Source organism: Paenibacillus sp. V4I7 (assembly GCF_030817275.1).
Classification (GTDB): domain Bacteria; phylum Bacillota; class Bacilli; order Paenibacillales; family NBRC-103111; genus Paenibacillus_E.
Genome location: NZ_JAUSZD010000002.1, coordinates 7,353,182 through 7,364,457 on the forward strand (window position 1 = coordinate 7,353,182; position 11,276 = coordinate 7,364,457).

General features: G+C 46.0%; 8 protein-coding genes. 7 read left to right on the plus strand and 1 reads right to left on the minus strand.

What is annotated here, in order from left to right; genetic code table 11:
* Nucleotides 1-12: 12 nt before the first annotated feature.
* The gene (locus QFZ80_RS34425) at nt 13-624 is read left to right on the plus strand and encodes a flavin reductase family protein (protein ID WP_307550859.1); all 612 of its coding nucleotides are present in this window, start codon (nt 13-15) and stop codon (nt 622-624) included.
* Nucleotides 625-792: 168 nt separating this feature from the next.
* Here the strand turns inward: QFZ80_RS34425 and QFZ80_RS34430 are convergent, their stop codons facing one another.
* Nucleotides 793-1,788 (minus strand): LLM class flavin-dependent oxidoreductase, encoded by a 996-nt coding sequence (locus tag QFZ80_RS34430; protein ID WP_307563200.1) that lies wholly within the window; start codon nt 1,786-1,788, stop codon nt 793-795.
* 591 nt (nt 1,789-2,379) lie between these two features.
* Between QFZ80_RS34430 and desA the strand changes: the two genes are divergently transcribed.
* The 6 genes from desA to QFZ80_RS34460 all read left to right on the plus strand — a co-directional run bounded on the left by desA (nt 2,380) and on the right by QFZ80_RS34460 (nt 11,197).
* A complete protein-coding gene (gene desA, locus QFZ80_RS34435) occupies nt 2,380-3,414 on the plus strand; it encodes a Delta(5) desaturase DesA (RefSeq protein ID WP_307550855.1) in 1,035 nt (344 codons plus the stop codon).
* Between the two features lie 139 nt (nt 3,415-3,553).
* Nucleotides 3,554-4,180 (plus strand): TetR/AcrR family transcriptional regulator, encoded by a 627-nt coding sequence (locus tag QFZ80_RS34440; RefSeq protein WP_307550853.1) that lies wholly within the window; start codon nt 3,554-3,556, stop codon nt 4,178-4,180.
* Nucleotides 4,181-4,247: 67 nt separating this feature from the next.
* Nucleotides 4,248-7,358, plus strand: coding sequence for an MMPL family transporter (locus tag QFZ80_RS34445; RefSeq protein WP_307563202.1), 3,111 nt, complete (start codon nt 4,248-4,250; stop codon nt 7,356-7,358).
* Between the two features lie 239 nt (nt 7,359-7,597).
* Nucleotides 7,598-8,560, plus strand: coding sequence for an ABC transporter permease (locus QFZ80_RS34450; protein WP_307550851.1), 963 nt, complete (start codon nt 7,598-7,600; stop codon nt 8,558-8,560).
* Between the two features lie 18 nt (nt 8,561-8,578).
* Complete coding sequence (locus QFZ80_RS34455) at nt 8,579-9,460, plus strand: carbohydrate ABC transporter permease (protein WP_307550849.1); 882 nt, start codon at nt 8,579-8,581, stop codon at nt 9,458-9,460.
* A gap of 153 nt (nt 9,461-9,613) precedes the next feature.
* On the plus strand, nt 9,614-11,197 hold the full coding sequence (locus tag QFZ80_RS34460) for an extracellular solute-binding protein (protein WP_307563203.1): 1,584 nt from the start codon (nt 9,614-9,616) through the stop codon (nt 11,195-11,197).
* The last annotated feature ends 79 nt before the right edge of the window (nt 11,198-11,276 follow it).

An 11,276-nucleotide genomic window follows, 5' to 3' on the forward strand; every position in this document is an offset into this window, starting at 1 on the left:
GGGAGATGCTTTGTGATATCTATTGATCCATCGAGTCAAAGTGAGCGGGAAAACTATAAGCTATTGATAGGCAGCATAATTCCAAGGCCGATCGCATTTGTTACATCCCTATCCTCGGAGGGTGTGCTCAATGCTGCACCGTATAGTTATTTTACAATTGTGACGGCAAATCCTCCAATGGTTGCTATCTCGGTGCAAAGGAAGCAGGGTGTTCGCAAGGACACTTCGCGAAACGCCGTCGATACTGGGGCTTTCGTCGTTCATATCTCTGACGAATCGTACATCGACCAGATTAACCAAACCGCTGCTCCGTTAGCGCCCGACGAAAGTGAAGTTTCTTTAGCCGGACTTACACCCGTGGCTAGTGTCAAGATTGCCGTACCGGGCATCGCCGAAGCGAGCATACGTATGGAATGTGTCTTGGAGCAAGTCATCACACTTGGCGGAACCGAGGATGCTCCTGCAGCCGATTTACTAATCGGAAGAGTCGTACAGTTTCATATCGCTGATTCTTTATATGAGAACGGTCATATTGACCCGAATGGACTTAAGCCAGTTAGTCGCCTGGCCGGCAGCTCATATGCGAAATTGGGCGAACAATTTGCGATGGATCGGCCCGTTTGAATAAATAAAAAGGAAAGCTACTTAGCATAGAAAGAGGACACTCCCACGTAAGGGGTGCCCTCTTTTTGCTACATTAACTCATTAAAGCCGAAGCCCGTTTCTCTCTGAGGTCCTGTCTATAGCTGATTAAACCAAGGATCAATCCAAGAACCGGCAGCAGGGACCTCTCTAGATCTCTTTGACAACCTCGGCCACAATTTCATAAGACCTCAAGCGAGCTGTGTGATCATAAATCTGGCCTGCGATGATCCACTCATCGGCTGCCGTTTGCTGCTGAAGCTTAGCAAGCTTCTCGCGGACGGTGTCTTTACTGCCTACGATGGAGAAGCTTAAAGCCTTGTGAACGTAAGCTTTCTCTTGAGGACTCCATAAGGGCTCCATGCTGGCGACGGGTGGACTCAGCATGCCAGGACGGCCGCGCACGATGTTTAGAAATTGCTGGTGCTGCGACGTCGCCAAATGCTGGGCTTCCTCATCGGTTTCGGCTGCAATAATGTTAACGCCGACCATCGCGTACGGCTTTTCAAGCGCGCCAGAAGGGCGGAACTGGCGGCGGTATAGATCAAGAGCCGCCAGCAAATAATCGGGAGCGAAATGGCTGGCGAAAGCGAAAGGAAGCCCCAACTGACCGGCCAGCTGGGCGCTGAAGTCACTCGATCCGAGCAGCCAGATCGGGATGTCTAGCCCTTCGCCCGGCACGGCGCGCACTCCTGGTACACCTGTACCCAGCGCCGGGTTGAGATAGCCTCGGAGCTCACTCAGCTGCTCCGGGAAGTCTTGACCGTCGCTGCCTAAGCCGCGGCGTAGTGCTCTTGCCGCAGCCTGATCGGAGCCAGGCGCACGTCCTAAACCAAGATCGATGCGCCCCGGAAACAACGATTCCAACGTTCCAAACTGCTCGGCGATGACGAGCGGTGCGTGGTTAGGCAGCATGATGCCGCCGGAGCCTACGCGGATCTTCTCCGTAGCCATAGCGATATATCCGATGACGAGTGATGTGGCGGAGCTGGCAATGCCCGGCATGTTATGATGTTCGGCGAGCCAATATCTATGGTAGCCCCACTTTTCAACGTGTCGGGCTAGATCTACGGAACGGTGAAATGAATCTCTTGGCGTTCCGCCAGCAATAACGGGAGCCAAGTCTAAAACGGATATAGGTATCATTGAATAGTCCTCCATTTTTTATATATACTACTATACCAGTATTAAGTAAGGCCCGCATAAATTGGCCAAGCTAGGAGTAGATACCTCCTGTGACCAGAAAGCAATGTTCATCATTTGTTCACTTAGACTTACCTATTTGTTCACAGAAATTCCCTTATAAAATGAACATAATTATTACATATATGGAAACAATTATTTAAGGGATGTTTGAGATAGGGAGAAATTATTGTATTTTTGCAATATTTGAAGGGTATAACGACGACTTGTTCGCCTAATGTTGTAATAAGTACAACTTCCTATTTACTAAATCGAGTGGAAGTATCTTCCATATGAGAAACCTCTTTTTATGGGAAAATAAGGGTTAGGTTGCCATTCGCAGGATGATTTTTGGGTCATGTAGAATAGTGAAAATATGACTTCATGCACATATGACTTATATTGCATTTTACAAAAAGCATTTTGGAACTTATGATGAGAGGGCAATGTAACATTTCTTCTCTTATAAGGGGAACTTAATTGAATTCCTAACGTACTACATCAGGTGGCACAAATCAGTCCGGTATGAAACGGAGAGAAGGAGCTTTAATTAGAATGAGTCAACAAGACAAAGGTGGGTGGCGGTCTGACATCGCGCCTTACGAAAGACCACATATCAAGTACAGTGTGTGGCAAATCATTAATACATTAGGTCCCTTTTTTATGCTTTGGTATTTCGCTTTTCTAAGTCTTTCGGTTTCTATCTGGCTTACGTTCGTGCTAGACATTATTGCAGCAGGATTCCTGATTCGAATCTTCATTATTTTCCATGATTGCTGTCACAAATCTTTTTTCAAAAATAAATTAGCGAATGAAATTGTTGGTACACTTACAGGCATTTTGACGTTTGTCCCTTATCATCAGTGGCGTCATACCCACTCCGTCCATCACGCATCCAGCGGTAATTTGGATCGCAGAGGTGTCGGCGATATCTGGACACTAACGGTTGACGAATATATGGCATCTTCTCCGCTTAGAAGACTTTATTATCGGGTTTACAGAAATCCGTTTGTGATGTTTATTGTCGGACCCATTTTCATCTTTTTGATTGATTACCGTTTTAATCGCAAAAAAGCAGGAATGAAAGAACGTATGAATACGTACATCACGAACTTGGGCATTGTTGGAAGTATCGTGCTGCTTTGTTGGGGTATGGGTTGGGAATCATTCCTCCTAGTCCAAGGTCCAATGTTTCTAATTTCAGGTATGGCTGGGATTTGGCTTTTCTACGTTCAGCACAACTATGAAGACTCATACTATGAGAATGACGCGGAATGGGATTATATGAAGGCAGCTATGCATGGAAGCTCTTTCTACAAATTGCCTAGAGTTCTGCACTGGATTACAGGTAATATCGGCTTTCACCATATTCACCATCTGAGCCCGCGAGTTCCTAATTACTATTTGGAAAAGGTTCATAACAAGAACGCTGAGCTGCGCAAAGTTCAGACGGTTACTCTGAGGACAAGCTTAGAATCCCTTAAGTTCCGTATTTGGAACGAGGAATCAAAGAAGTTCATACAGTTCAAAGATCTCAAGCCTTTCAAGTCGAAAAGAATCATCGAGACGCTCAAAACGAAGGCAGAGTAAATCTTAAAGAAGAGTCGACGGCCTCAAGTAGCATGCTGCTTAGGTTGTCGGCTTTTTTTTTGATTTCATGCTTGCAAAAAAGGAAGTACACACGTTATAATCATTCCATTACGCCAAAAAGTGAACGGGTGTTTATTATATGCAGGTATTAAAAGATGACGTAAAAAAGAGTATCCGCCAAGCGGCATTGTCCGAATTCAAGAAACATGGTTATATGAAAGCTTCTATACGGCATATTGCAGACGCTGCGGGTATTACACCGGGCAATATTTATCGGTATTTTAAAAACAAAGAAGACCTATTCTATGAGTTGATTCAACCGGTCTATGAGCAGCTTGCTTCTTACACCCTAGAGATCAAGAATGAGGTTGATTTCAAATTGTGCAAGGAAACTGCTGATCATCTCGTTATTTTGCGTAAAATTGATGCGACGATTTTGCAGCTTTTCAAGCAATCGAGTGTTGAATTAACTATCCTCCTAAATCTGAGTGAAGGCTCACGGTACGAAACCGTGAAACAGGAACTCATTACTTTGGTGTATCAAATTTTGGAGAACGTGTTCGCCACCACGAAGGAAACTCCGGCCCCGCTCGAAGTGAATGAGCAGCAATCTGCCCGGATGCTAGCTGTCACGCTTATAGAGGGCATGAGCCTTATTCTGCGCGATTATGAGGATGGCGATACCATTAAGGTGCTAGTTGATGAGCTGTTGTACCTGTATTCTGCGGGTATTTCAGAAAAAATAAAGCTTCAAGGACAGTGCTAAAATTTTTTTGACTCAAAAATGAACGCTTGTTTACTAACGATTTGTAATCGGAGGAGGAATTAGAGAGATGAAACAAATTATTAAATGGCGCTGGACGATTATCGCCTTATGGTTGGTAGCCACCGTAGTTCTCACGGTTTTTCAACCCGATGTGAATGCTATTTTAGGGCTTAGGGGCCAAGATCCGCTGCCAAAGGACAGTCCGTCCAAGGTTGCTGCATCGATTTTGAACAAAATGAATGGAGTAGAAGGGACTAGCGATATCATCGTGTTCCACAACCCGAATAAACTGTCAGATGCGGATATGAAGCAAATCGAGTCAGGTATAACTTCTATGAAGAATCATCAAGCGGAGCTTGGTTTCGATCAATTGCTTGATCCTTTCTCACTGCCTGATGCGAAGTCCTCGCTTATTTCGGAGGATCAGACGACGTTAATGGCTAGCTTTAGTTTGGATAAAAGAGGACGTCATGTCGATGAGATTCAGCAGGAATTTGATGCTGTTTTGAAAGATGTGAACGTGGATTACTACCTCTCAGGTGAGGACTTCATTCAGAACGATTACATCAAAGCATCCGAGTCGGGTGTGGAAAAAAGTGCGGCGTTAACGGTGATTTTCATTTTAGCGGTGTTAGTCATTATGTTCCGTTCCATTGTTATTCCAATCGTCTCGCTGCTTGCTGTGGGTATTTCCTACCTATGCTCCATGGGGATTGCCGCGCAGCTTATTGATAAGTTCGAGTTTCCAGTGACAAGTGTCACGCAAATGCTGTTAATTTTAATTCTTTTCGGCATTGGAACTGACTATAACATCTTGTTGTTTAATCGGTTTAAAGAAGAATTATCCCATGGTTTGTCCGTGGATGAAGCGATTATTGTGACGTATAAAACGGCTGGGAAAACGATTTTTTATAGTATTTTGACTGTATTTATTGCTTTCGCGAGCTTGACGTTCTCGGATTTTGGTATTTATAAATCAGGCAATGTGGTGGCTATTGGTACCGCGGTGCTCTTACTTGAAATTATGACAGTGACTCCTTTTCTTATGAAAGTACTGGGCAGTAAGTTGTATTGGCCTTCCAAGGGTGCAACCGGACATAAGGAAAGTAAATTTTGGGCGGGCTTGACGGCCATTGCTGTGAAAAGACCAGTGATCACAACGCTGCTTATTCTGATTGTGATGATTCCGATTGCCCTTTCCAACCATCAGAAGTTGTCTTTTGACCAGTTGAAAGAGTTAGGGAATGACCATGAATCCACCAAAGGATTCAGCCTTGTAGCGGATCATTTTAGCCGAGGCCAAGCACTGCCGACCATGGTCGTGATTGAGAATGATAAAGCACTTGATAATAATGACGGATTAGCCGCAATTGATAAGCTAACGGACAAATTGAAGAGTGTACCCGGCGTGGATAAGGTGTCCAGTGTGACGCAGCCACAGTCGAAGCCGATTGATAACTTCTATATTTCGACGCAAACGTCGACTGTCGCAGAAGGAATTACGGCTTCGCAGAAGGGTGTCAATCAAATAAAAGATGGTTTGAATTTGATGCAGAGCAAACTGGTCAGTCCGGATTTGTCCGGCACCGACCAGTTAGTTGAGGGAACGGGTAAGGTTCAGGATGGTTACAGTCAGATTACTGTTGCGCTTGGGCAAGTATCGAAGGGTATTGCGCAGGGTGCCGACGGAGCTGCGGAGCTAACTGCGGGCATTGCGAGCTTAAAGGACGGCATGACGCAAGTCGATGCCAATACGTCGAAGATTAGCAGCGGACTTACACAGCTGCAGCAGGGTTATAGTGCCTTAACTGACGGTTATCGTCAGATTGAAGGAAAGCTTCCTGGTATTCAGCAGGGGCTGACTGGGATGAACGGGCTTATTGGCGGGCTAGGTGCAAAGTACAGCCAACTGTCTTCGGATAGCGACTACATCAAGCTGAAGCAGACGGGAGAGGGCTTGGAATCCGGACTCGCCCAGCTGAACGGCGGGCTGAAGGAGCTTGGCGCGAATGCCGCCAAGTTGAATGGCTCTTTCGCTGAGGCTGCTGCGGGACTTACGCAGATTAACGGCGCGCAGGCGCAACTGGCTGCGGGATTGGCTTCACTGCAGAGCGGCTCAGAGGCGCTCGCGAAGGGGCTGAAGCAAGGCAGTGCGGGCAGCCAAGAGATCGCCGCGAACATGGCGAAGCTGAATGACGCGCTGGGCAGCGTCAAGGACGGTCAGCAGAAGCTGAACGAGGGCTTGTCGGGCTTGGCTGGCGGGATGAGCCAGTTGAAGGACGGCCTCGGCCAAAGCGGCAACGGACTTGGCGATGTGTCCGAAGGGCTTGGAAAAACGAGCCAGTTCCTGACGCAGCTGAACAGCTCGAAAACGTTCTTCATTCCGAAAGAAGCGCTAACTAGCGAGGATTTCGTCAAATCGCTGGATAGCTTCATGTCCAAAGATCGCAAGAGTACAAAACTCATTGTCATTCTGAAGGATGATCCGTACTCATCAGCGGCTATGGACACCATTGAGGGGATTAACGCCGAGCTAGCGTCTAGTTTGAAAGGCACGATGCTGGAGAAAGCGAAAGTCGGTGCCGCGGGACCAAGCTCCACGACCTATGACACGAACAAAGCACAGCTAGAATCGTTCAATAGCACGGCGATCATCGTGATCATTGGCGTATTTATTGTCCTGTTGTTCGTGATACGGTCCTTCTGGCCAGCGGTCTATATCATCGTGTCCTTAGTGATTTCCTACTATGTTGCGATGACCGCTACCAATATCGTTACAGATAAAATCATCGGTGCAGACGGCGTTTCGTCTTTCGTACCGTTCTTCTCCTTCATCATCATCATCGCCGTCGGTGTCGACTACAGCATCTTCCTGATGATGCGATATAAAGAGCTGGGCGATTTATCGCCGTCTAAGGCGATTGTTCAGGCCGCTAAGCATATCGGCGGCGTGGTGATCTCGGCTATGGTCATCCTCGGCGGTACCTTCGCGACGTTGGTTCCATCAGGCCTAGTTTTGCTGATTGAGCTAGCCGTTGCCGTGATCGTGGGGCTCGTTGTACTCTGCTTTATTTTGCTGCCGATGCTGCTGCCGGCTTTGCTCGCTATGCCTGAGGCACTGCGGATGAAGCGGAAGTCAGCGGCTAGGCAAGTGTCCACGGAGAGTAGAACCGCGTGAGCATGAAGTGAATGGATTGATAGGCGCCTCCCACATTTGTGGGTGGCGTTTTTTTTTGTTGTGAATGTGGTGGCTTTAACGATGAAATTCAGTCTTACGTCTAGTGCAAGCCGTACAGATCCACTTCCCATTACCTAAAAAAAACACAAGTGAGTGAAAAGACAATCCATTGTTGCAAGCGCTTTAGCAGGGTACGATGTAGATATAACATCAGCGAAGAATAGTGAGGGGGGCCAAGAATGGCGGTCAACGCACAAGCGGTAAAAAAGATGAATCAGCGCTCGCAGGCACGTAAAGGCAGTTCCTTTCTGCGAACGTTCTGGAAGTATAAGGCGCTGTATTTGATATCGCTGCCAGGGATTTTGTATTTTATTGTTTTCAAGTATGTGCCCTTGTTAGGTTCAGTCATTGCTTTTCAAGATTACAACATTTTTGATGGCTTCAAGGGAAGTGAATGGGTTGGGTTCGAGCATTTCACACGGATGTTTGCCCACTATGACTTCCTCAAGATTTTGAAGAATACGATTCTGATCGGCATTTATGATCTGGTACTGGCTTTTCCGGCGCCAATCATACTCGCCTTGCTGCTTAACGAGCTGCGCGTTGTAGTGTACAAGCGTTTACTTCAAACCGTTGTTTACATGCCTCACTTCTTATCGTGGGTTATTGTGAGCGGGATTGCGATTGGTATTCTTTCTCCTTCAACGGGAGCTTTGAACCATTTCATCACTTGGTTAGGTTTCGAGCCGATTTATTTCATGGGTGAAGAGTCATGGATTCGTACAGTGCTCATTTCCTCGGGTATTTGGCGTGATTCCGGCTACGGTACGATCATTTATTTGGCCGCACTAGCAGGAATTAATCCGGATCTGTATGAAGCTTCTGAGGTGGATGGCGCGAACCGCTGGAGACAAACCATTTCAATTACGCTACCGTCGCTTCTACCAACCATTATGATTTTGTTCCTCCTTCATATCGGTAAATTTTTGGACTTTGGATTCGAGCGCGTTTATGTGTTCTTGAACCCGTTAAATAAAGAAAATGGTGAAATTCTAGATACGTATATTTACACCGCAGGGTTGCTAGGTCAACAATTCAGCTATACGACCGCTATTGGACTTTTCAAAGCGTTAGTCGGCGTGATCTTTATTGTCACTGGAAATATGCTAAGTAAAAAAACAACGGGTGAAAGCTTGTATTAAGACGGAGGTGAACGCTTTATGAATCGCAAGCCGACAGCCGGCTGGCAAGTTTTTAACATCTTTAATGTGCTTTTTCTGACTCTCTTATCGCTGGCGATGCTCCTGCCGTTCTTAAACGTGATAGCCCAATCGTTCAGCTCTTCGGAAGCCATTGTGAATGGTAAGGTGCTCTTCCTGCCTGTTCAATTTACAACGATCAACTATCAATATGTGTTCAGTGACGCAGCAATCTGGCGTTCCTTCGGAGTAACCGTGTATATTACAGTAGTGGGTACCCTGATCAATCTCATCGCCACGGCATCATTGGCCTATCCGGTGTCTAGACCAGAATATGCTGGCCGTAACGTTGTAGTAATCATGGTTCTCATTACGATGGTATTCACAGCTCCACTGATTCCAAACTTTATTTTGATGAAAAACTTACATTTGACGAATTCCCTTTGGGCTTTAATGCTTCCAGGCGCTATCAGTGCTTTCAACTTTTTCGTCATGCGGTCGTTCTTCTTGCAAATTCCGAGTGAGCTGATTGATTCCGGACGTATTGACGGCTGTTCCGAGCTCAGAATGATCTGGAATATCGTGCTTCCATTGTCCAAACCGGTTATGGCCTCTCTAGGGATCTTTTATGCGGTGGGTCACTGGAATACGTACCAGAGTGCACTGTACTACATCAACAAGCCTGCCTTATGGCCGCTTCAGGTAAAGCTCCGTCAATTGATAGTGTCCGAGGATATCAGTATTGATCCGAACGCTTCCCAATTCAGCGGACTTGCGAATATGGATCCGGAAGGCATCAAGATGGCGACCATTATTATTGCGACGCTCCCAATTATTCTGATCTATCCGTTCTTGCAGCGTCATTTTGTTAAAGGAATGATGGTGGGTTCTGTAAAATCTTAAGGAAATAGTGCTGTATGGAATCAACAATTTCTACAGCATTCTAAAAAAAAGACAAATCGAACTAAAGACATTCCATATCGGCAATTTGTAAACGCTTTTACAATGAAGATGTGAAAGCGTTCATATCTTAGTGAAATGAAAAGAGGGGTAGAAATGAAAAAATGGATTCCCACCACGATGGCAGCAGTAATGATGGCCAGTTTGCTGGTTGCATGCTCTTCTAAAACCGCTGAACAACCGGCTTCAAGCGCGGCGGCTGGCACGTCAAGCACAAAGCCTGCTGAAAAAACGAAATTCTCCATCTCCTTGCGTACACTCGCATTCGGACATGTAGAGAAGTCACCTGATATTAATCAAGACAAATGGGTGAAAAAGTTAGAAGAAATGACGAACTCCGATATGAATATCGTACTTGTTCCTCACAAAGAATATGAGCAAAAAATGATTCAGATGTTTGCAACCAATGACATTCCTGACGTTGTACAGGGCAGTGGTGGTGTGAACGGTAAAGAAATGGCAGGTTCCGTGAAGGCTGGCGTGTTCACGCCACTTGATGAATTGTTGAAGAAGTATGGACCGAATCTGCTCAAAAAAGTGCCGAAAGACGCCTGGGATAACGTAACTTACCAAGGTAAAATTTTCGCTATTCCTGAATACTTGTCCAACCCATCCCGCCGCGCCATTTTCATTCGTAAAGATTTACTCGACAAAACAGGCCTAGGGGTTCCAAAAACAGTGGACGAGTACATGGCCGTACTTCGCAAGTTCAAAGAAATGGGCGTTGAGAACCCGTACATGGGTCGTGAAAACTTCAAGTATTCAGACTCCTTCTTCGGTGCATTCGATGTGTTCCCTTACCTATCCATGTTCGAGAAATCAGGCGATCAAGTTCTGCCTAAATTCTTCGACACAGAGAATATGACGAAAGCGCTGCAAACGTACAAAACAATGTTTGATGAAGGCTTGATCAATAAAGAATTCGCAACGATCAACGCCACAGTATTCAAAAACACTATTCTTGCGGGTAAAGCAGGGATGTGGTCCATGAATGCAAATGAATTGCTGCAATGGGAAACACAGCTAAAAACAACAGTTCCAACGGGTGATATCGAGATTATCGCATCCCCGACAGGACCGGATGGCAAAGGCGGCCACTACTTGTACGGACCTGCGCCGCGTGCTTACTTCATCAATAAAAATGCTAAAAATGCTGCGCAAATCATCCAGTTCTTCGATTGGATGATGTCCGATGAGGCAGAGAAATACTTTACTTTCGGTATTGAAGGTGACACTTACAAAACGGTGGATGGCAAAATCGACTACAAAGCCCCAACGGATACAGCAGGTGTAGATGAAGAGCGTTACCGTCAATCCTTCTTGTGGCTTGTCCAAGATACGACTTATAATAAAGGGACACTCAGCTTGACTGAAGAAGGTAAGAAATTAATGAATGTCTATGATACAACGTTAAAAAATGAAGGACGCGATGGTATGAGCTTCGAGCCACGTCTTGAATCTTTAATGAAAAACCCTGATATTTCACCGCTTTCCGACCAAGCGCCTCCAGTCATTCTCCAGCACATGGTGAAAATGGTGTACGGCAAAGAGCCGATCTCCGACTGGCCGAAAGTATTGGAGGAGTGGAAATCCAAAGGCGGAAATGAAGTAATCAAGGAAGCAACAGAGAAATTCAATAGTAAAGAATCCGGTACGACGGTGTCGATGCCGCGTAAATAAGCTCATCTGCTGAGCATGACCGCCTCCTCACGTGCCCACAAGCCCGTGGGGAGCGTGCATTTCATAAGGGTTTGAAAGG

Bases quoted from the DNA above. Each gene is read 5' to 3' on its own strand.
- QFZ80_RS34430 (WP_307563200.1), bottom strand. From the start codon at position 1,788: ATGATACCTATATCCGTTTTAGACTTGGCTCCCGTTATTGCTGGCGGA.
- desA (WP_307550855.1), top strand. From the start codon at position 2,380: ATGAGTCAACAAGACAAAGGTGGGTGGCGGTCTGACATCGCGCCTTAC.
- QFZ80_RS34440 (WP_307550853.1), top strand. From the start codon at position 3,554: ATGCAGGTATTAAAAGATGACGTAAAAAAGAGTATCCGCCAAGCGGCA.
- QFZ80_RS34445 (WP_307563202.1), top strand. From the start codon at position 4,248: ATGAAACAAATTATTAAATGGCGCTGGACGATTATCGCCTTATGGTTG.
- QFZ80_RS34450 (WP_307550851.1), top strand. From the start codon at position 7,598: ATGGCGGTCAACGCACAAGCGGTAAAAAAGATGAATCAGCGCTCGCAG.
- QFZ80_RS34455 (WP_307550849.1), top strand. From the start codon at position 8,579: ATGAATCGCAAGCCGACAGCCGGCTGGCAAGTTTTTAACATCTTTAAT.
- QFZ80_RS34460 (WP_307563203.1), top strand. From the start codon at position 9,614: ATGAAAAAATGGATTCCCACCACGATGGCAGCAGTAATGATGGCCAGT.